Source organism: Bradyrhizobium sp. 956_D2_N1_4, from assembly GCF_052076025.1.
GTDB classification, from domain to species: Bacteria; Pseudomonadota; Alphaproteobacteria; order Rhizobiales; family Xanthobacteraceae; genus Bradyrhizobium; species Bradyrhizobium barranii.
Genome location: NZ_CP197237.1, coordinates 203,947 through 224,881 on the forward strand (window position 1 = coordinate 203,947; position 20,935 = coordinate 224,881).

18 protein-coding genes and 1 tRNA gene are annotated in these 20,935 nt (G+C 62.7%); 11 read left to right on the top strand and 8 right to left on the bottom strand.

Features of this window, described 5'->3' with window-relative positions; all coding sequences use genetic code 11:
* Positions 1-52 precede the first annotated feature (52 nt).
* From AB7535_RS01020 to AB7535_RS01030, 3 genes are all read left to right on the top strand, one after another.
* Positions 53-1,639 carry a tetratricopeptide repeat protein gene (locus AB7535_RS01020; protein WP_085398742.1) on the top strand — a complete coding sequence of 529 codons (1,587 nt, stop codon included), beginning with the start codon at positions 53-55 and terminating at the stop codon, positions 1,637-1,639.
* Between the two features lie 20 nt (positions 1,640-1,659).
* Positions 1,660-2,223: a hypothetical protein gene (locus AB7535_RS01025; protein WP_085398741.1), complete on the top strand. Its 564-nt coding sequence runs from the start codon at positions 1,660-1,662 to the stop codon at positions 2,221-2,223.
* A 181-nt stretch (positions 2,224-2,404) separates the two neighbouring features.
* On the top strand, positions 2,405-3,082 hold the full coding sequence (locus AB7535_RS01030; RefSeq protein ID WP_085398754.1) for a hypothetical protein: 678 nt from the start codon (positions 2,405-2,407) through the stop codon (positions 3,080-3,082).
* Positions 3,083-3,173: 91 nt separating this feature from the next.
* Here the strand turns inward: AB7535_RS01030 and AB7535_RS01035 are convergent, their stop codons facing one another.
* The 3 genes from AB7535_RS01035 to AB7535_RS01045 all read right to left on the bottom strand — a co-directional run bounded on the left by AB7535_RS01035 (position 3,174) and on the right by AB7535_RS01045 (position 5,370).
* Entirely contained in the window at positions 3,174-3,539 is a 366-nt protein-coding gene (locus AB7535_RS01035) for a hypothetical protein (protein WP_028151240.1), read from the bottom strand.
* On the bottom strand, positions 3,536-3,970 hold the full coding sequence (locus AB7535_RS01040; RefSeq protein ID WP_085398740.1) for a hypothetical protein: 435 nt from the start codon (positions 3,968-3,970) through the stop codon (positions 3,536-3,538). The genes AB7535_RS01035 and AB7535_RS01040 overlap by 4 nt, the downstream gene beginning before the upstream one ends.
* A 62-nt stretch (positions 3,971-4,032) precedes the next feature.
* Complete coding sequence (locus AB7535_RS01045; RefSeq protein ID WP_354114669.1) at positions 4,033-5,370, bottom strand: metallophosphoesterase family protein; 1,338 nt, start codon at positions 5,368-5,370, stop codon at positions 4,033-4,035.
* A 250-nt stretch (positions 5,371-5,620) separates the two neighbouring features.
* Between AB7535_RS01045 and AB7535_RS01050 the strand changes: the two genes are divergently transcribed.
* Positions 5,621-6,958, top strand: coding sequence for a TAXI family TRAP transporter solute-binding subunit (locus AB7535_RS01050; RefSeq protein ID WP_085398739.1), 1,338 nt, complete (start codon positions 5,621-5,623; stop codon positions 6,956-6,958).
* A gap of 33 nt (positions 6,959-6,991) precedes the next feature.
* Positions 6,992-7,741: a bestrophin-like domain gene (locus AB7535_RS01055; RefSeq protein WP_085398738.1), complete on the top strand. Its 750-nt coding sequence runs from the start codon at positions 6,992-6,994 to the stop codon at positions 7,739-7,741.
* A gap of 301 nt (positions 7,742-8,042) precedes the next feature.
* Here the strand turns inward: AB7535_RS01055 and AB7535_RS01060 are convergent, their stop codons facing one another.
* A complete protein-coding gene (locus tag AB7535_RS01060) occupies positions 8,043-8,948 on the bottom strand; it encodes a LysR family transcriptional regulator (RefSeq protein ID WP_085398752.1) in 906 nt (301 codons plus the stop codon).
* A 113-nt stretch (positions 8,949-9,061) separates the two neighbouring features.
* Between AB7535_RS01060 and AB7535_RS01065 the strand changes: the two genes are divergently transcribed.
* The 3 genes from AB7535_RS01065 (at position 9,062) to fabG (ending at position 12,743) form a co-directional block, all read left to right on the top strand.
* Positions 9,062-9,958 (top strand): sterol desaturase family protein, encoded by an 897-nt coding sequence (locus AB7535_RS01065; RefSeq protein WP_038388984.1) that lies wholly within the window; start codon positions 9,062-9,064, stop codon positions 9,956-9,958.
* A 475-nt stretch (positions 9,959-10,433) separates the two neighbouring features.
* Positions 10,434-11,879, top strand: a complete 1,446-nt coding sequence (locus AB7535_RS01070; protein WP_085398736.1) for a coniferyl aldehyde dehydrogenase — start codon at positions 10,434-10,436, stop codon at positions 11,877-11,879.
* Between the two features lie 183 nt (positions 11,880-12,062).
* On the top strand, positions 12,063-12,743 hold the full coding sequence (gene fabG, locus AB7535_RS01075) for a 3-oxoacyl-ACP reductase FabG (RefSeq protein WP_085398751.1): 681 nt from the start codon (positions 12,063-12,065) through the stop codon (positions 12,741-12,743).
* Positions 12,744-13,300: 557 nt separating this feature from the next.
* On the opposite strand, the gene AB7535_RS01080 is transcribed toward fabG, so the two are convergent.
* From AB7535_RS01080 to AB7535_RS01090, 3 genes are all read right to left on the bottom strand, one after another.
* A tRNA-Val gene (locus tag AB7535_RS01080) sits at positions 13,301-13,375 on the bottom strand.
* A 157-nt stretch (positions 13,376-13,532) separates the two neighbouring features.
* Positions 13,533-14,831 (bottom strand): hypothetical protein, encoded by a 1,299-nt coding sequence (locus AB7535_RS01085; RefSeq protein ID WP_085398735.1) that lies wholly within the window; start codon positions 14,829-14,831, stop codon positions 13,533-13,535.
* Between the two features lie 220 nt (positions 14,832-15,051).
* Entirely contained in the window at positions 15,052-15,657 is a 606-nt protein-coding gene (locus tag AB7535_RS01090) for a DUF1134 domain-containing protein (RefSeq protein WP_028151234.1), read from the bottom strand.
* 139 nt (positions 15,658-15,796) lie between these two features.
* On the opposite strand from AB7535_RS01090, the gene AB7535_RS01095 reads away from it, so the two are divergent.
* Positions 15,797-16,282 carry a YHS domain-containing (seleno)protein gene (locus AB7535_RS01095; protein ID WP_085398734.1) on the top strand — a complete coding sequence of 162 codons (486 nt, stop codon included), beginning with the start codon at positions 15,797-15,799 and terminating at the stop codon, positions 16,280-16,282.
* On the opposite strand, the gene AB7535_RS01100 is transcribed toward AB7535_RS01095, so the two are convergent.
* Positions 16,276-17,106: a 3'(2'),5'-bisphosphate nucleotidase CysQ family protein gene (locus AB7535_RS01100; RefSeq protein ID WP_094183830.1), complete on the bottom strand. Its 831-nt coding sequence runs from the start codon at positions 17,104-17,106 to the stop codon at positions 16,276-16,278. The two genes, AB7535_RS01095 and AB7535_RS01100, sit on opposite strands and share 7 nt — an antisense overlap.
* A gap of 170 nt (positions 17,107-17,276) precedes the next feature.
* Here AB7535_RS01100 and chpT point away from each other — a divergent pair, with 170 nt between their 5' ends.
* Positions 17,277-17,930, top strand: a complete 654-nt coding sequence (chpT, locus tag AB7535_RS01105) for a histidine phosphotransferase ChpT (RefSeq protein WP_063985400.1) — start codon at positions 17,277-17,279, stop codon at positions 17,928-17,930.
* Between the two features lie 195 nt (positions 17,931-18,125).
* Entirely contained in the window at positions 18,126-20,909 is a 2,784-nt protein-coding gene (locus AB7535_RS01110) for a hybrid sensor histidine kinase/response regulator (RefSeq protein WP_166082008.1), read from the top strand.
* The last annotated feature ends 26 nt before the right edge of the window (positions 20,910-20,935 follow it).

The following is a 20,935-nucleotide window of genomic DNA, read 5'->3' on the forward strand; positions in this document are numbered from 1 at the left end:
GTGAGGGGGTATCAAGACCAATTCATTGCGTATCAGGCAAAGGGAGGGATCCATGCGGAAGTCCCTGTTCCTCGTCATCGTAGCCGGTTTCGGCCTATCAGGACCACAGGCTCTGGTCGCGCAAGACGATGTAGATCAGCAGCTCGGCAGCGTTCATTTCCAGACCTCTTGCAACGATGTGGCCCAGCGTCGTTTCGATCGCGGGATGCGCTATCAGCATTCCTACTGGTACGCCAACGCCAAGGAGATCTTCGAAGAAGCCATCAAGGCTGACCCGACATGCAGCATGGCCTATTGGGGCATTGCGCTCACCTACATGGACAATCCGCACAATGCGATTCCAAAGCCGAACCTCGCGCCAGGCCTCGCCGCGATCATGAAGGCCAAGGAGATCGGCGCCGCGACCGAGCGCGAACGCGACTACATCGATGCGCTGATGGTGATGTATGCCGACTACGACAAGATTCCTCACGTCCAGCGGATGCGCATGCTGCGTGACGCGCAGGCGCGCGTCGCGGCAAAATATCCAGACGACGACGAAGCCCAGATCGCCTACGCCATTACGCTCAATACCTCGGCGGATCTGAACGACAAGACCTATGCGCAGCAAATTAAAGGCGCGGCGATTCTCGAGCCGATCTCCAGGCGGCTGCCGATGCATCCGGGCGTGACGCATTATCTGATCCATCTCTACGACTACCCGGCGCTGGCGCAGAAAGGGCTCGATGCCGCCAATCGTTACGCCAAGATCGCACCGGCCGCGCCGCACGCCCAGCACATGCCCTCCCACATCTACACGCGCGTCGGCTATTGGAAGGAATCGATCGACTCCAACACCGCTTCCGTGAAAGCCGCGATGGCCGAAAAGTCGGTCGGCAACTACCTGCATGCGCAGGACTACATGGTCTATGCTTACCTGCAGCTCGGCCAGGACAAGCAGGCGCGTGCCGTCATCGACGACATGATCAAGGAGACCGACTTCAAGGCGACGGTCGCGGCGGCAGACTACGCGCTGGCGGCTTCGCCGGCGCGTTATGCGATCGACCGTGGCGATTGGGAGGGGGCCTCGCAGCTGCCGGTCAGGCCGAGCAACCTCAACTTTGCGATGGCGGTAACGCATTTCGCCCGGGCCCTCGGCGCGGCGCGCTCCGGCAAACCGGAGGCCGCCAAGGCCGACATCCAGAAGCTGGCAGAATTGCGCGACAAGCTGCAGGACGCCAAGGACAGTTATTGGTCCGGAATCGTCGACATCCAGCGTCAGGTCGCCGTCGCCTGGGTGCTTTACGCCGAGGGCAAGTATGACGAGGCGCTCAATGCGATGAGTGCCGCGGCGGATGCCGAGGACAAGACGGAAAAGCACGTGATCACGCCCGGACCGCTGGCGCCGGCACGCGAACTTTACGGCTTCATGCTGCTCGATCGCGGCATGGCCAAGGAGGCGCTTGCTGCATTCGAGGCAACCAAGGCGAAGGAGCCGAACCGCTTGCACGCGTTCGCGGGAGCGGCCAAGGCGGCCGAAGCCCTTGGTGACAGGGAAGCGGCACGACAGAACTGTCAGCAGCTCGTAACGCTGACGGCCAGTGCCGATTCGGAACGCCCCGAGGTCGCGGCGGCGAAGCAATATCTCGCCAGCAACTGACCCGGAACGAGAACGGTGAAATGATGAGAAGGGCAGCCGCCATCGCCGTCGCAGCAATCTCGCTGGGAAGCGCGCTGGCGGCATCGCTCTTGTGGCTCCATGTGCCACGGCATGCCGCCGCGAATTCCGCCACGCCGGTGTGGCAGGAGGTGACGTGGCCCTTCTCGATCGACCAATGGGGCAAGGGAAAGGCGTTCCGCTGCAGGGCTTCCGACTGCGGTGTCGAGGTGACGCTGTACCTGCGTGCCAAGATAGGTTTTTGCAATTGCACGACGGGCGTCGCCGATGACGAGGATCTCGATCGCATGGGCGATACCGTTCTCCTGGGCGAAGTCTCTCCACGCGGTTCCGGCCATCCCATCAGGATTGCGTCGATGAACGGTCGCAGCCGCGCCTACACGCTCAACTCACGTGGCGCTCCCGGCAAAACGCTGGTGTCGGTCGTCTACAACGAGCGTTGCGACATGATCGCAGCGACCGCTGTCATTGGCCACGATCGGCCGGAGACCATCGAGCCCCGCGTGATCGAGTTTCTGGGCGGCAGCACCGCGATGCACTGGGCTGAGGTCACACTAGGTCTGTGATCGACTGCGTCTTCCCGATCAGCGAGCATTTTCAATGCGGCGAATGGCCCGCGCAGCTGGGGCGAGGATTGCTATCGACAGGGGCAATCTCATTCGCCTAAACATGAGCCATGCGTTTCCGTCGTCTTGTCCCGATATCGAAGGTCTCCGCCCTGTCCGCGAAACAAAGCGCGGCGGCTGGATGAGACGGTTTTTGTCGGGGGCGTTGCCGTTCTACGCGCTGGCCGGATTGGCCATGTGCATGTACCTCGTCCTGTACAAGACGAACCTGTTCGACTTGAACGCCATCGTCCAGGATGCGACCGGTTCGGCATGGTTTCCGGTCTTCATGTTCGCTTGCGTGCTCCTGGAGTCGGTCTTTCCGTATTTCGGCTATTTTCCCGGAACCGCCCTCATCCTGATGTCCGTGGCGCTCAATCCGAAGCCTGCGGATGTCTCCGTTTTCATCGTGGCGTGGGCGGCCATCATCGTGGGCGCCGTTCTGAGTTACGGACAGGCTCGCTTTTTCAGACCGATGTTGCAACGGGTTGCCTCAAAAGCGGCACTGGGCCGATGTGAGTCCCTTCTCGACTCCTATGGTCCGTACGCGCGCGTTGCCTTGTTCGTTCATCCCAACGCTTGCGCGATGTATTTCACGGCACTCGGACTTCTCGGCCGGAACCTGACGCGAGAGCTCGCTTATCTCAGTGTGGGTGCAGCAGCCTCCGTGGGCATTCTGTTCGTCGTCGTGACCAGGCTGGTGTCGTCCGCAGGCGCCACCGATGATGGGGAATTGCAGGTGCTGCTGGCGGCAGGCCTGGTCGCCATCGGAACCCTCGTCGGTCTCTACGCGGCCTTGCGGCCGGATCGGGCTGCTTGAAGCTTGATCCGGAAGAGCGCGAAGCGGTTTTCCGACCAGAGAGCCCGCTTTGAGCTTGGTCGGTCATGATCCATGTGCGGAAGCACCCAAGTCAGAGCCTAAACCAAGGCAGGGTGAGATAGACGCAAGCGATCATCGAGAGGATGGGAATTACCCACACCCATCCCGACCAGAAGTTTCGCACTGAACGTCCGGGTAACGACGCAGCAACGAGGGCGACGATCAGTGCCCCGAGCGCGGCCGTCGCGGCCCACCCGTACCAGTACATCGCTGGAGCTAGAAATCCCATCGCAGGGTCAGCAACGTCTCGCGAATGATGCGTGCCCGCCAGCACGATGCCGAGCGACGGGAAAACGGTGAAAAGAGCAAGGTCCTTTGCGAGTGCAACCACGTAGAGGAAGCCAAATGTCGTCCCGAACGCGAATGCAAAGCGGCGGAACGCAGCCGATAACGTCATGCGCCGAAACCCCTGATGTTGTTTACGACGTGGCCAGTTAGGAAGCCCCACCAGATGACAAAGGCGAGGATCGAGGTGAGCATCGTGCGCGTCTGAGCAGGCTCGTCGGCACGCGGCCGTCGCCAGCAAACCCAGTAGGCTGGTAGCAACGCAAAACCGATAGCGGCGAAGTGCTCCTTGAGGTCGAAGAAGCCCAGGGCTGGCCAATGACCGGCGCGCTCTAACTCTGGCCTGATGTCGACGCGAAAATACAGATAGATGATCCCACCGAGCAGGATGGAGATGGCATACAAGACGACGACGGCGTCGGCGAACCGGGCCGATGGCACGGAGCGAAAGCGGCCGAAAAACGAACTGGGGCGCGTTCCCACAGTCGCCCACGTCGCCAAGGTCTGGTGCGTAATCGCGCCAAGCAGTGCAACGGCGACCAAGCCGTGAATAATCAGGAGTACTGTCGCCAGAACCTCACTCCCGGCCTATTGCCCGCTTGCTGTCACGTGAAGAGTTCCTCAGTCCCGAATGGCTCCGCCGACCACGGCCGGAAGCGATTGAGGGTGAACTTAGTCTTCTGGCCGGGTTCAACGTCCACCAGCACGTAGTTGTACTCCTCTTGCGGAGGCTGGCCCTTCCAGTAAAGGTCCCGCGGATAGTCGGCGGGCACCTTGATGCTGGTTCGCCCCGGCAGGATTGGGTCTTGTTCTGCGCCCCCACCGCCCAACATCAGATACTTTACCCCATCTACATCGTAGATTTCCGTGGTGTGGACGTGCCCGTTCAACACGATCACCTCCATGTCCTTGGCATACGACGCAATCACCTTGTGCGGGTTATCGGGAGCCGGGATCGGGCCTAAGCCTGACCGCGCAAACACGGGATAGTGGAAGACGATAAACGCCTTCCGAATGCCGTTGGCCTTCGCCTCGTCCATCCACTTTTGAAGCTGGGTCATCTGCTCGGCATATTTTGGCCGATCAGCGTCCCACAGCGACGGCGAACGGTAATCGTACTTGCCACTCCAGAGATAGATGAAGCGGGTGCCCTTGAAGTCGAATTTGTAGATGAGGTTTTCCGGCGTGACGCCGAATTTTTTCAGATACGGCACAGCCGAAAGTACGCCCTCAATCTTTGGGTCGGCCCACACCTCATGATTACCCACACTCATGAAAAAGCGCCCATCCAGACCGGCCGCGCGCATCTCGTCATCCGGCGCGGGTAGCTTCTTCAACATTGTTTCGTTCACGCGCTTCCAGTATGGGCTGTCACTCACGGTCAAGCCCTGATTGCCCCACCACACAGCGTCACCGCTATTGACCACGAATTTGGCGCGACCGGATTGAACGTCCTTGACAATTTCGCGCGTCACCCATTCGCCGCCCTGAAGCCGGAACATGGTTCGATGCACTCCGGGAAGCAGTTTCACGTCTTCAACGGATGCCTCAGTGACCCAACCCTTATCTACCGTCAGGGTCATCACTTCCGTCTTGGATGCGAACGGCATGACGACCTTGACCAGGTCCTTTGTGACCGGATCGAAGATCATCTTCACATCCTTCGCTACGACGGCCTCGGCGACCTTTTCCGGCATGACCAATCCGAACATCTCGACGAAGAACTTGCTGAGGTCCGGTTGTCCCTCTTTCAACGGGAGGTACATCATCGGTCGGGTATCGCCGACCGCAGCGAATGAAAAACCGGCTGCGGGAAGCGGTGCTTGCGCGGGCGTTGTTTGTGTCTGGGCACCGGCAACGAGTGGCACGGAGAATGCGGGCACTGCTGCGAGTGCGCCTAGAACCAGGCGACGACTGGGCTCGTTAGGCCAAGAGGATTGCATGATGATCACCCCTGATCGAGGAGAGGGAATGAGCCGCCGCATAGGGCGCGCAAACAGCCCGATTTGCCGGCCGTTTCCCGTAGACCTTCAGCGGTGGGTGAGCTTGATATAGATCAACGTCCTCATCTGCCGTAGCAGCGAGCACGTAGAGCGGCGGCTGGCAGCTATTCTGGCCGCGGACGTTTGCGGGCATCGCAGGTGTGCAGAAATACAGCGGCAGGGACGTGGCGAACCCACACAGGTGGCGAGCATGATGTCGATGAAATTGCCGCTGTGGCTTCGCTTTTTCCTGCTCGTCGGCGTCGTCGCCTTTGCGGCAGGCGCGGGTCTCCTTGCCTATCGGTACTACAGCCGCCCGGTAACGCTGACTGTGGCGGTCGGTTCGGTCGACGGCGAGGCGGCCAAGGCAATGTCAGCGATGGCAGGCGAGTTCGTTTCAGCGAACGCGCCGGTCCGGCTCAAGGTCATCGACAGCGGCACCGCGCTTGAGGCCGCTGCCGCTTTCTCCGCGGGCAAGGTCGATCTCGCTGTGGTTCGCGGCGATGTTGGCGACTTGTCGCAGGCGCAAGCCGTCGTCGTCGTCAGCCATATGGTCGTACTGATCATCGCGCCGCCGGGATCGTCCATCGACAGCATTGCCAACCTGAAGGGACGCACGGTCGGCGTGGTCGGCGGAGCAGTGAACGCCAAAATTGTCGATGTGTTGACCAAGGGATACGATCTGGCGGGCGCAAAAGTTGTCTTCAAGAACCTTGCTTTGACGGATGTCCGGCAAGCCATTCAGTCAAAGCAAGTCAGCGCCCTGCTTGTCGTGATCCCGCTCGCCGAAAAATACCTCTCGCTCGTTCGCGGATTTTTTCAGCTTGACCGTAAAAAGACCCCGGTACTGATCCCAATCGAGTCCGCGGGGGCAATTGCAGAGAATGAGCGCGCTTTTGAAAGCTTCGACGTCCCGAAGGGCACACTGCGGGGATCGCCGCCGGTCCCGGAAGATGACCTGACGACTCTGAGGACCTCGCTATATCTGGTTGCGCAAAAGAAGCTTGGCACTGATCTGGTAACCGACCTCACGGAGGCGATCATGAGCGCGCGCAGGAATCTTCTGCGTGAGCAGCCGATTTTCGCGCAGATCACCGCGCCCAGCACCGACCAGGATGCCTACCTTCCGCTGCACCCTGGCGCCGCAGCCGTCTACAACAGCACCACGCAAAGCTTCATGGATGAGTACGGCAACTGGATCTATTTGACGCCGATGGTACTGGGTGGCGCTGCCACCATGCTTGCGGCGGCGTGGAAATTCCTGGGCCTCGGCAGCCGCGCAGCCGAAGGCCCGCTCGATTCTCTCTACGCCCTGGCGCGCCGGATTCGGAAAGTCGATACAGAGGCTGAACTTTCGGATATCGAAGACGAAATCGACCGCATTCTAAAGGCGGAGCTCGCCAAATCCGCTGCTGGAGACGAGAGCGCGGTGGATGATGCCACATTGAACGTGGCAGCCCACCGGCTGGAGAGCTTGATTCACGACCGACGCACATTGATCGCCAAGGGACCCGCAGTTGCCTCCGCGGCGAAGGCGACACAGCGCTAAGTCACGACACGCCTCGCAACACAGTGGTGAATCATGAATGCAATCGCGCTATCGTGCATCACGTTTCTATGCATCTCAGGCGGTGCCCTGCTCGGTATGTTCCTTCCTGGGCATCACTTGAGCACGGATGACAAGGATGTGGTCAGGCTGGGCACGGGCCTCATCGGGACGATAGCCGCGCTTGTCCTCGGTCTGCTGATCGCCTCGGCGAAGGGCTCCTACGACACGCAGAGCACTCAAGTCACGCAGATGACGAGTAATGTTGTCCTGCTCGACAATCTGCTGGCGCAGTACGGACCGGAGGCGAATGACGAACGCAATCTGTTGCGGCGCGCCATCGTTGTTTTAGCCGATCGAATGTGGCGCGAGAAAAGTTCCGAGGTTGCCAAGGCGAACCCCTTCGAGGCCAGCGCCGTAAGCGAAGCATTCTTTGCGAAGCTTCAGGAGCTTTCGCCGCAGAACGATTCCCAGCGCTCCCTGCAAGCCAGGGCCATACAGATCGCCACCGACATTGCGCAAACCCGCCTGTTGCTGTTCGCACAGACGAACAACTCGATCCCTATGCCGTTCCTGGTGGTGCTGATTTTCTGGCTCACCATCATCTTTGGAAGCTTCGGCCTGTTTGCCAAGCCCAGCGCAACCGTTTTCGGCTCGCTGTTCGTTTTTGCACTGTCGGCCGCCGGGGCGATCTACCTGGTCCTGGAGCTGGGTCAGCCATTTGCGGGTTTGATGCAGATTTCCAGCGCGCCACTGCGCAGCGCCCTCACGCCGCTCGGTCCCTAACGTTCGCATGATCGAGGTTGCCGGCCAGAGCGAGCCCCGACTGCTATCGTGGTCGTCGCGACCTGCTGCAGCGGTTTTTCGAGTTGATCAAGATGCCCATTGTGCTGCGATGTCCGAATCTGGCCCATGTCGGTCGGCTGCCTGATTCTGCTTGCGAGGGCAAAGCGGACATTTGGGAAATTAGCGAGGTCGGCTAAGGGCCACAAGCAGACTCCGGCGTCTGGTCGATCACTTCGAAACAGTCGTCATATGGACAGGCCGGTAATCCGCACCGGACGATGCGTCGAGTGCGACAAGGCGCCTAGACGTTGATCTCGGCCGCTGCCCGCACAATCGCTGCTACGGTTGCCTTGGCTGCCGGCGACGAGGTTCTCCCTCGCAAACACACGATGCCCGTGCTTGACGGCGGCGACTGCCAGCCATGTACGACAAGCCGGACAAGCGCGCCGGATTCCAGCTCCCCCCGTACCGCCGCGTTCGTCGCACCCAGAACAGTATCCGTGGTGAGCGCGACCGTCTTGAGCAGGCCGTAGTTGTCGCACTCGAGCGCAATGGCGGCCTCCTGGCCCGCAGGCAGGCCCAGCAGGGCGGCGAGCTCCACCTTTGAGGGGCTCAGCAACTTCGGTGCGGCGAGACCGTACGCCCAGACGTCCTGCAGCATGTGCTCGCGCCCGGCCAGCGGATGTCCTGCCCGCACATACAGGCCGGCCTGCTGCCCCCCGATCAACTGGATGTCCAGCGCGGCATCCCCAGGCATGTCACGGACATCGGCGGCAAAGAACTCGATGCTTTCGGTACGCAAGCTCTCCAGCAACTGCGCCCAGTTGCCGACCTCCATGCGCAGCGCCACCTGCGGGTGCTGGCGGCGCAACGCCACAAGCGCGCGTGGCATCAGGGTGGCCGTTAGCAGCGGCCCGACGCCGAAGGCCGTGTCGCCGAGCTGGCTGTCGCGGTAAAGATCCACGTCGCGCTGCAGGCAACGCGCCTCGAACAGCAGCTTGCGCGCCCGCTCAATGACGAATTCCCCGGCACGGGTGGGGCGGACATCACCAACGTCGCGGTCGAACAGGCGGATACCCAGGTCGTTCTCAATGGCCTGGATGCTGCGGCTGAAGGCCGGCTGGCTCAGGTGGGCGGCTGCGGCGGCGCGGGCGAAGTGCAGAGTGTCGGCAAGGGCGACAACGTGATTCAGGCGGCGCAGATTCACGGCATTGCTCTCCATGCATCAAGACGATGAATATTATGCATTGGACGCAATATGGCGACACCCCTTAGACCGTTCCACAATTCAAAACATGAGAGCGGCAGGAGACGTCCCATATGAGCTCGCAATTGCAGTACCTCTTAATTGGCGCCTGCATCCTAGGCTTTGCCGCCATGGAGTTCGTCACCCGGCGGTATCAAGCCACCGTGCGCGGCAACGCGACAGCCAACGACGCCTGGCTTGAAGTGCTGATGTTCGTCAGCCTGATCGCCATCACCCAGCCTATCGCACTGCTGGGCAGCAACGCGTTGTGCAGCTGGCTCATGCCGACGCAGCACGACGCCTGGGCCAACCTGCCATGGTGGGCGATGGCCGGACTGCTGCTCATCGGCGATGACCTCACGCAGTACCTCTGGCACCGCGCCTCGCACACGCCGTTGCTGTGGCCGCTGCACCGCGCGCATCACAGCGCGGCCTACATGAGCGTGCGCATTACCTACCGCAACAACTTCTTTTACTACCTGATGATGCCGGGCCTGTGGATCGGCGGCGTGGCGGTGTACCTGGGTTTCGGCCCAGTCTATGCGGCGTACCTGGTGATCAAGTTGGCGGTCATCCTGGGCGCGCACTGCGCTTGGGCGTGGGATGCGCCGCTGTACCGCATCCGCGCGCTGCATCCGCTGATGTGGGTGCTGGAGCGCACCATCTCCACGCCGGCCACGCACCAGGCGCACCATGCGCTCACCAACGAAGATGGCATTGGCCACTACAAGGGCAACTTCGGCAACCTGCTGTTCTTCTGGGACGTGCTGTTCGGCACGGCGCATATCACACGCAAATATCCCGCCAAGGTCGGCCTGCAGGACGACATCCTGTTTGGCCCGGAGCGCTGGACGACGCAGATGTTCTACCCGCTCGTCCACTCAAAGCGCGAACATTCGGCGCTCCGCCCCGGCGGCCGTGGCTTCACCGAAGCAGACCTGCAGACCGAAGCTAAGCAGAAGGCCACCTGAACGCGGGTAGCGTCGAGGCGCCGCAGCAAGCGTTCGCGATGCCTCGGAAGGAGCTGGAATGGGTAACCATCTGGTCCGCGAGCGGCCTCTTGGCCACACCGAGATGAGCCGAGCGGAAACCATCGTGCTTGCGGCTGGAGCACCGCGCTTGTGGCGGTCTTCATCCGACTCATTGGTATTGGTTAGGAGAAGGCGATGATCGTCTGTTCTTGCAATGTGTTCAGCGACCACCAGGTGCGCTCAGTGGTCATAAAAGAAGCGCGACGGCCCCGCATGAGCGAGGTGTATGCCTGCCTCGGATGCTGCGCCCAGTGCGGCTGCTGCGCTCGCGCCATCAAGCGGATCATGGATGAGAGGCCGGGCTCCGTCCATGCGAGCGCAAGCATGCACTGACTTGGAGTTGACACGGTCACGGTCAGCGCGTGCCCTGGTTATCCACCTGGAGGACACGCGAAACCCAGAGAAAGCGAACATCATGAACGTGCCTGTCAATTTCCGTTCCGTCGACATTCCCGCCGAACTGCAGTCCTGCTTCGCCGCGCAGCGGGCGGCCTATTTGGCGGCGCCCGAGCCATCCTACGATCAGCGCATTGCTGACCTGAAGGCCCTCGGGCAACTCCTGAAGGACAACAAGGACGAGCTGGTCGCAGCGATCAACGCCGACTACGGCAACCGGTCTGAATTCGAGACCCTGTTCGCCGAATATTTCGTTGTCCTGGAAACAATCGCCGACGCCAGAAAGAACCTGAAAAAGTGGATGAAACCGCAGCGCAGGCACGTCGACTTCATGACCTACCCGCTCGCGCGCAACCGCGTCATCCCACAGCCGCTCGGCGTCGTCGGGGTCATCGTTCCCTGGAATTTCCCGCTTAACCTCAGCTTCTGCCCGCTCGCCGCAATTCTGGCCGCCGGCAATCGTGCGATGGTCAAGATGTCGGAAAATTCAAGAGCGCTCGCCGAGGTCCTGATCCGTGTCTCGCCAAAGTATTTCCCGCTCGAGAAGCTTGCCTTTTTCGAGGATGGCGGCGGACGAGGACCCGCATTCTCGTCATTGCCCTTCGACCATCTGCTGTTCACGGGATCCGGCGCGACTGGTCGCGCAGTCATGGCAAACGCGGCCCGCAACCTCACCCCTGTCACGCTTGAATTGGGCGGCAAGGCACCTGCAATTGTTGGGCCTGACTTCCCGGTCAAGACAGCGGCAGAGCGCATTCTCTGGGTGAAGATGTTCAATGCCGGTCAGATCTGTACGAATGTCGACTACATGTTTCTGCCCAAAGGGAGTGAGGACGAGTTCGTCCATCATTGCCGCAAGCTGTTTGCCGAGCGCTTCCCGGACATCAACGGTCAAGACTACACGTCGATCATCGATGAACCGTCGTTCACGCGGCTGCAGGCGACCCTGGAGGATGCCCGTACAAAGGGTGCAGTCCTGGTCAATCTTGCGGAACGGCAGATTCCGGACACGAAGCAGCGCAAATTTCCACCGCATCTCGTGCTAAATCCGACGGACGACATGATTGTCATGCAGCGCGAGATCTTTGGCCCGATCCTGCCGATCAAGACCTATACAGATCGGCAGGAGGTCGCCGACTATATCAATAGTCACGACCGACCGTTGGCAATCTATCCATTCACCTCCGATGCCGAGCTGCGCGACTTCTACATCTCGCGGGTGATGTCGGGTGGCGTATCGGTCAATGAAGCTCTCCTGCACGTCGGCCAGCACGACCTGCCATTCGGTGGGATCGGTGCGAGCGGTATGGGCCATTACCACGCGCGCGAGGGGTTCAACACCTTTTCAAAATTGCGCCCGGTCTTCTATCAAGGTCCTCTCTCGCCGATCCAAATGCTATTTCAGCCGCCCTACGCCGGCCGCCCAATGAGCATCCTGCGGACGATGATCAAGTGGAAGACGTGATGCGTGACTGTGGCAGATCGGCGCCAATGATATGCGCCGCAAGCCTGGGCGGATGCCGGGCGTCGTCGGCATTTTATCCCGGTATCGTCGCGGTCGATCTCAGCCAGGGCGGCGCACATTTTGAAGCTCTGCTGACCATAGTGATTGCGGCGTCGATTCATTCTCATTCGCACGGAGACCGCCATGAAGGGTAACGTCTTTATCATCACCGGCGCGCTGGGCGCGCTTGGCAAGGTGGTCACCGAGGAAGCCCTTTCGCGCGGCGCGCGAGTCGCCGGTATCGATCATGCTGAGTCGCAGTTCGCCGCAACAGCCCAGCGGATCGAATTCGGCCGCATCGACCTGACCGATGCGGCACAGGCGAAAGAGGCGATCGATGCCGCCGCCGCGCATTTTGGCGCGATCGACGCGCTAATCAATATTGCTGGCGGATTTGCCTTCGAGACCATTGCCGACGGCGATCCCAAGGTTTGGCAGCGCATGCATGCTCTCAATGTCGAGACCGCGCTGAATGCTTCGCGCGCAGCGATCCCGCATCTTCTCAACTCGCGGGCGGCCCGCATCGTCAATATCGGTGCGACGGGCGCACTGCAGGCCGGCCCCGGCATGGGTCCTTATGCGGCGTCGAAGGCCGGCGTGCATAAGCTGACGGAGTCACTAGCTGCCGAGTTGAAAGGCAAGATCACCGTCAATGCGGTGCTGCCCTCGATCATCGATACCGCGGCAAACCGCGCCAGCATGCCGAAGGCCGATTCTTCCAAATGGGTCGCGCCAAAGGAACTCGCCGATGTCATCCTCTTCCTGGCGAGTGACGCCGCCAGCGCCGTTACCGGCGCGCTGCTGCCGGTCAACGGACGGGTCTGAAGCGCGGTTGCGCCGCTACCAGCTTCCGAAGCACAGTTCAGCTACCGGATGCCCCTGCGCCGATATCGATGTACGTCCCAGTCGCCTGTCCCGCAAAGACCACCGAAAGATGATAGTCCTCGAGGTTCTGTGAATAGGATAGCTCCAACCCAGCTTATTGCGATGACCGAGGTCGGCATGTCCGCTTTGGGTCAAAAGCCGACCTCGGGTGAATGACCGCTTTTGGCAAAGCGGACGTTCGCACGCCTCGCAAGGGAGCTTTCAGCGACTCTTGAAATCTAGGATCAATGGTGGGCGCACATGGGATCGAACCATGGACCTCTCGCGTGTCAAGGCGGGCTAGTCGCTCGGTGGTGCGGGCCTCTCCTTGGATGATGCCATCATGCCGGTGTTTTGCCCGACGCGTCAATCGAAATTCGGAAAATGCGCAACCCATTGATCCGACTGATGCCGGCTACTGTGCATGGGGTTGTTTTCGACATTTTTGATCAGACGGCCCCGACAGCCGTCAGGCCTGGGTGATCGTTCGCAACCGGCAGAGGGTTCAGGAAGATGGATGGTGGGCGCACAAGGGATCGAACCTTGGACCTCTCCCGTGTGAAGGGAACGCTCTCCCGCTGAGCTATGCGCCCGGGACCATCATGCCGACGGCCGGACTTTCGGCCGGCCGGCACATCGGAGCCCGCGATTTAGAAGTGCGGGCCAAAGGTGTCAAGTTTCCAGGCGCCTCGAAGCCGGAAAACCTTCCGTCAATCACGCAATCGCAGGCGAAACCGTGGTTTGGGCCGCTTATGCGCCCTGCTGGCGGGCGCGGGAGGCGTGGGCCTGCAGCGCGCGGATGCGCTCGGCGAGCGTTCCGCCGCCCTCGGGCAGGGTGATTGCGGCCGCGCCATTGCCAGCGGCGTCATTGGCCGGGCGCGGCGCCGGTTTCGGGGGCTGGCCGGCCTCGGCCGCCAGCAGCGCCTCGATCGGCGAGTTCGGGCCTTCGAGCTGCATCGCGAGTTTTGCAACTTCAGCTGCGATGTCGTTGATGCGCTCGCGCAGCAGCGCATTCTCCATGCGCTCGGTCGCCCAGGAACTCTCCGCCTGCTGCTGGATCGCATTGATGTCGCGCTGGAGCTTGGCGCGCTCGTCGCGCGCGGTGCGCAGCTGCTCCTCCAGCGCGGTCTTTTCCGCGCGGAGCGATTCGAACGCCGCCGACGACTTGCCGCCGCTCAAGCCGGCGATCTCGACGCGCAGCTCCTTGATGATGCGATCATTGCCCTCGTTGGCCTGGCGGAGCTGGTTGTTCTCGTAGTCGCGCTCGGCGAGCAGCTTGCCCTGCGTGGCGAGGCGGCCTTCGAGATCGGCGACGCGGCCCGACAGCATCTCGGCCTCTTTCACCTGCACGATCAGCTGGCGATCGAGCTCGGTGACGCGCTGGCTCAGATTCTCGACACGGCCGCGCGCATCGCCGAGCTCGCGGGAGGCGGTCTCGGATTCGGTCCGCTCCTGCGTCAGCCGCGCCTGCGTGGCGGCAAATTCCTTCTCGGCGTCGCCGACGCGATTCTTCAAGTTCTCTATCTGCGCGCGCACCGCGACCAGCTCGACCTGCCGGCTCTCCGCCATCATCGAGCGGTCGGACAGCTCGGAATTAATTTTTGCGAGCTCGCCCTGCTTGTCGGTCAGCGCATTCTCGGCGGCGCGCAGGGCCTCGGTCTTGGCGCTGAATTCCTCTTCGGTGGCGCGGAGCTGTTCCTTCACCGCCTTCTCGCGCGCCTCCAGCGCGAAGATCGTGGCGTTCTTCTCGCCGAGCTCGATCTTCATGCGGTTGATAGCGTCGCTCTTCTTGCCGAGCTCGGCGAGCTGGCTCGTGGTCTTGTTCTTGAGCTGGTCGACGCTCATCTCGAGCCGCCGCGCCGACATGGCGAATTCGGCCCGGAGCTGGTCCTTGTCGGCCTGGATCTCGGCCATCGACAGAGGCGTCGCGGCCTCGAGCCGGCGCGTGGTCAGGCGGACCGCGCGGTTATGCACCAGCGGCACGATGGCAAGCCCGCACAGCATCGAGAGCAGGAAGCCGATCGCCAGGTACATGATCGGTTCGACCATGGGGCCAGAACTCCGAAAGCAAGGAAAAATTTACCAAAGACAATGCATGGCGGGCCGGCAAAAAGCCAGCCCCGCCCTGTTGTTAACGTGAATCCGGAATCGGACCGGAGGAGGGAGCCCTAGAGCATGATCCGGACCCGAAGGGCCGCGTCAGCGCAAAGTGCGCAACGGTTTTCCGGAAAGATCATGCTCGAACAACAATCTAAAGCGCGATCGCGCTTTAGAACGGGTTCCAGGTCGCGCGCGGGGTGAATTTCAAATAGCCGATATTGGCGCCCAGCCGCAGCCCAAGGCCCGAGCGGATCGGCACCAGCACGATGTTGTTGGCGGTGAGCGCCGTCATGCCGAAGCCGCCGATGATATAGGCCGAGCCGTCGATGCCGGCGAAGCGCTGGTAGATCGCGTTGGTGGCGGGCAGGTTATAGACCAGCGTCATGGTGCGCGCGCCGTCGCCGCCCCAGTCGAAGCCGAGCGAGGGGCCCTGCCAATAGACGCGCAGGTCGCCGGCGTTCTTGGTGTAGAGCGTGCCTTCGCCGTAGCGCAGGCCGGCAACGAAGGCGCCGGACCCTTCCTCACCCAGGATATAGCCGTTGGGCAGGCCCCACTGGCTGACGGCCTTCTCGATGATCGAGGCGAGCCCGCGCGAGACGTTGCCGAAGAAGCGGTGGCCGGCGGTCACGAGCTCGTCCGGCCCATAGGTGCTGGGTGACGGGCTCCGCTGCGGCGGCGGCAAATTGGGCGGCGGCGGCTGCTGGGCGGAGGCCGGGACGATCCAGCCGACCAGCGCGGCAAGCGCGACCGCAGCAAGGCGTGATGCGAAAGTCATAAAAGAACCCCTGGTATCGAATCCCGCCGCTTCCTTAACCTGACGCCAACAGGCACGGCTCTAGGTTGCGCCGGATGTCCCCTCGACTCGGATGTTATCCGCAGCAACTATGACGGCACAACGGCAGGAAGATAGCCCTTTGCGCCCCGGAATCGCCTTGATCCGCTTTCTGGTCTGCCTGCTGGCCGGCATTTGGATCGCTTGCGCAGGTTTGCCGGCCGAGGCCGCCACCACCGAGCGGATCGTCGTCAACCGCTTCAGCGGCGTGGCGATCGAGGGGTTCGACCCAGTATCCTATTTCGTCGATGGCGCGGCCGTGCAGGGGACGGCCGAGTTCGAGGCGAACCTCTGGGGCGCGGTCTGGCGTTTCCGCAACGAGGGCAACCGGGCGTCCTTCCTGGCCCATCCCGAGATCTATGGACCGCAGTTCGGCGGCTACGATCCGGCCGACATCGCCCGCGGCGTCGCCGTCGCCGCCAATCCCCGCTTCTACGTGATTTCGGCGCAGCGGCTCTATCTGTTCAGCCGGGAGGCCAACCGCGATGCCTTCGCCGCCGACCCGGAGCGCTTCCTCTATGAGGTGCGCAAGCGCTGGCCGGCGCTCCAGGAACAGCTCAGTCAGTAGCGGTCCGCCGCCTGCGGATCGCCCCAGGCGATGAATTCCGGGATAATGAAGCCGGTGTCGCCGCGCTGGCCGAATCGGAGCTCGCCACCCTTGCCGTCGGTGACCTTGCCGCCGGCCGCCGTTACGACCGCGCAGCCCGCCCCGACATCCCATTCGCAAGTGGGTCCGAAGCGGGGATAGATGTCGGCGCTGCCCTCCGCGATCCGGCCGAATTTCACCGCCGAGCCGACCGTCTTCCTGACCGCATTGGGCCGGCCGTCGATGAACGCCTCGCTTCTGAGGTCGCCATGGGAACGGCTCACCGCCGCGATCCAGGGCTCGCCCTGCGTCGGCAGCGTGCGGGTGCGGACCGGTTCGGCAGCACCGATGCTCGTGCCGTCAAAACTGACGCGCTCGGCGCCGCGGCCGACGATGCCGCGCCAGAGCAGACCGAGCGCGGGCGCGGCTACGATGCCCAGCAACGGCACGCCTTCGGTCACAAGGGCGAGGTTGACGGTGAACTCGTCGCGGCCGGCGACGAACTCCTTGGTGCCGTCGAGCGGGTCGATCAGGAAGAAGCTGTCGCGGAATGGCGGCGAGGCGAGCTGGGTCCGCTCTTCCGACAGCGTCGGCACGTCGCCCGCAAGCTGCGCCAGGCCGTCGGCGATGATGCGGTCGGCGGCGAGATCGGCCTCGGTGACCGGCGAGCCGTCCTGCTTGCCGTCGACCCGCATCGCTGCGCGGTTGACCGCGAGAATCGCTTCGCCCGCCTTCACCACCAGCGCAGTGAGCGGCTCCATCAGGTGGGAGGCGGCCGGGCCGTCGATGATCCGCTTCACCTGCATGCCTCATTCATCGGCAATTCCATCCTACTCGACTGATTCGCTGCGGCTTTAGGGCCGCTTCGAGCCGATCGCAAGCTAGCTGCCACGGGCTTGCGAATGTTAGAACCTGCGGCATTCGTCAAGCATGCGTGATTCGCCGCGTCCGCGCCGTGCAATTCCAGGAACCCTTTATGTCTGACGCTTCGTCACCCGGTACCGCTACCGCTCCAGATGCGCTCGAACTCGCCGCGCTCCTGTGCTCGCGGGTCTGCCACGATCTCATCAGCCCTGTCGGCGCCATCGTCAATGGGCTCGAAGTGCTCGACGACGATCCCAAGCCCGAGGATCGCGAGTTCGCGCTCGATTTGATCCGCAAGAGCGCGAAAACCGCCTCCGCCCGCCTCCAGTTCTGTCGCCTGGCCTTCGGCGCGGCCGGCTCGTCCGGCGCGCAGATCGACCTCGGCGACGCCCAGACCATGGCGCGCGGCCATATCGAGGACGGCAAGTGCTCGATCACGTGGAATCTGCCGCGGCTCTTGCTGCCGAAGAATCGCGTCAAGCTGCTGCTCAATATGCTGGTTGTTTCCCAGCACACGATCCCGCGCGGCGGCATGCTGACGATCGATCCGATCGGTGACGGCGAGACCATGAGCTTCCGGGTCACCGCGACCGGTCATAATGCGCGCCTGCCGCAGAACATCTCCGAACTCCTGAGCGGGGAGCGCGGCCCGGCCGCGGATGCGCACGCGATCCAGCCTTATTATACGCGGCTGTTGGCAGAGGCTTGCGGGCTCACCGTGCGGCTCGCGCACGAGGGCGAAGCCATCACCATCACCGCGTCGTAGGCGCGCCGCGGCCCTCAAACGTTAATCGAATCTTTACGAGGCGCTTCGGCTTGTCCGGAGCGCCTTATCTCTTTGTTGGTTCCGTTCTTTTGCACATACTCAACCATTATTAAACGCTTTGCGGTGAAGCTGGCCCCATTCCGAAATGGCGCATCACAAGTCGTGCGCGCCCTCCCTGTATGAAGGCCTGTTTTCATGGATGATCTGTTGCGGGAGTTTTTGACGGAGACCAGCGAGAGCCTGGACACCGTCGACAATCAGTTGGTGAAGTTCGAGCAGGAGCCGAACAACGCCAAGATCCTGGATAACATCTTCCGCCTGGTCCACACCATCAAGGGCACGTGCGGTTTCCTCGGACTGCCGCGGCTTGAAGCGCTGGCACATGCCGGCGAGACGCTGATGGGCAAATTCCGCGACGGCATGCCGGTGACGGGACAGGCCGTCACGGTGATCCTGTCCTCGATCGACCGCATCAAGGAGATCCTTGCCGGCCTCGAGGCGACCGAAGCCGAGCCCGAGGGCACCGACCGCGATCTCATCGACAAGCTGGAAGCGATGGTCGAGCAGGGCATGGCGGCAATGGCCGCTGGGGCCGCTGCTCCTGTCGCCGAATCTCCGCCACTGGCGCCTGAAGCCCCTGTTGCTGCTGCGCCTGCGCCCGCAAAGGAGATGACGCAGGGCTCGCTGATCGATCAGACCCTGGAGCGCCCGTTGCGTCCGGGCGAAGTCTCGCTCGACGAGCTCGAGCGCGCCTTCCGCGAGACCGCGATCGAAGCGCCGGCCCCCGTCGTCAAGGCCGAGCCCGCGCCGGCTGCTGAAGCTCCGGCGCCCGCCGCCAAGGAAGCTGCGAAGCCGGCCAAGGAAAAGGTCGCGCCGAAGAAGTCGATGGCCGACGAGGGCGCCGCCGAGGGCGACCGCATCGCCAACCAGTCGATCCGCGTCAACGTGGATACGCTGGAGCATCTGATGACCATGGTCTCCGAGCTGGTCCTGACCCGCAACCAGCTGCTGGAGATCTCCCGCCGCAACGAGGACACCGAGTTCAAGGTGCCGTTGCAGCGCCTGTCCAACGTCACCGCCGAGCTGCAGGAAGGCGTCATGAAGACGCGCATGCAGCCGATCGGCAATGCCTGGCAGAAGCTGCCCCGCATCGTCCGGGACCTGTCGAGCGAACTCGGCAAGCAGATCGAGCTGGAGATGCACGGCGCCGACACCGAGCTCGACCGCCAGGTGCTCGATTTGATCAAGGACCCGCTCACCCACATGGTGCGCAACTCCGCCGACCACGGCCTGGAGACCCCCGCCGAGCGGCTCGCGTCCGGTAAGGGCGAGCAGGGCACCATCCGCCTGTCCGCCTATCACGAGGGCGGCCACATCATCATCTGCATCGCCGACAACGGAAGAGGCCTCAACACCGAGAGGATCAAGGCCAAGGCGATCTCCTCCGGTCTCGTCACCGAGGCCGAGCTCGAGAAGATGAGCGAAGCCCAGATCCACAAGTTCATCTTCGCGCCCGGCTTCTCCACCGCGGCCGCCATCACCTCGGTCTCCGGCCGCGGCGTCGGCATGGACGTGGTGCGCACCAATATCGACCAGATCGGCGGCACCATCGACATCAAGTCGGTGGCCGGCGAGGGTTCCTCCGTCACCATCAAGATCCCGCTGACCTTGGCCATCGTCTCGGCGCTGATCGTCGAAGCCGCCGGCGACCGCTTCGCGATCCCGCAGCTCTCGGTGGTCGAGCTCGTCCGTGCGCGGGCCAACAGCGAGCACCGCATCGAGCGCATCAAGGACACCGCTGTCCTCAGGTTGCGCAACAAGCTCTTGCCGCTGATCCACCTCAAGAAGCTCTTGAAGATCGACGACGGCGCCGCCAGCGATCCCGAGAACGGCTTTATCGTGGTCACGCAAGTCGGCAGCCAGACCTTTGGCATCGTCGTCGACGGCGTGTTCCACACCGAAGAGATCGTCGTGAAGCCGATGTCGACGAAGTTGCGTCACATCGACATGTTCTCCGGCAACACCATTCTGGGCGATGGCGCTGTCATCATGATCATCGATCCCAACGGCATTGCCAAGGCGCTGGGTGCTGCCGGCTCCTCGGCCCATGACATGGGCGACGAGAACGGCGCGCATCACATCGGATCGGGCGAGCAGACCACCTCGCTGCTCGTCTTCCGCGCTGGCTCCAGCCAGCCCAAGGCGGTCCCGCTCGGGCTCGTCACCCGCCTGGAGGAGCTGCCGGCCGACAAGATCGAGTTCAGCAACGGCCGCTACATGGTGCAGTACCGCGAGCAGCTGATGCCGCTCGTCGCCATGGAGAGCGTCACCATCGCCAGCCAGGGCGCCCAGCCGATCCTGGTGTTTGCGGACGACGGCCGCTCCATGGGCCTCGTCGTCGACGAGATCATCGACATCGTCGAGGAACGGCTCAACATCGAGGTCGGCGGCTCCGCCTCCGGCATCCTCGGCTCGGCCGTGATCAAGGGCCAGGCCACCGAAGTGATCGACGTCGGCCACTTCCTGCCGATGGCGTTCGCCGACTGGTTCACCCGCAAGGAGATGAAGCCGTCGCAGCACTCGCAGTCGGTGTTGCTGGTCGACGACTCGGCGTTCTTCCGCAACATGCTGGCACCCGTGCTGAAGGCGGCCGGCTACCGCGTCCGCACCGCGCCGACCGCGCAGGAGGGCCTGGCTGCGCTGCGTGCGCAGAGCTTCGACGTGGTCCTGACCGACATCGAGATGCCCGACATGAACGGGTTCGAGTTCGCCGAAGTGATCCGCTCCGACACCAATCTGGGCGCGATGCCGATCATCGGCCTGTCCGCGCTGGTGTCGCCGGCGGCGATCGAGCGCGGCCGTCAGGCCGGCTTCCACGACTATGTCGCCAAGTTCGACCGTCCCGGTCTGATCGCGGCGCTGAAGGAACAGACCGCGGGCGCCGCCGGCGCCTCCGAGCTGAGCCGGGCAGCGGCGTAACGGCACTGGGGATCAGGAGATACCGC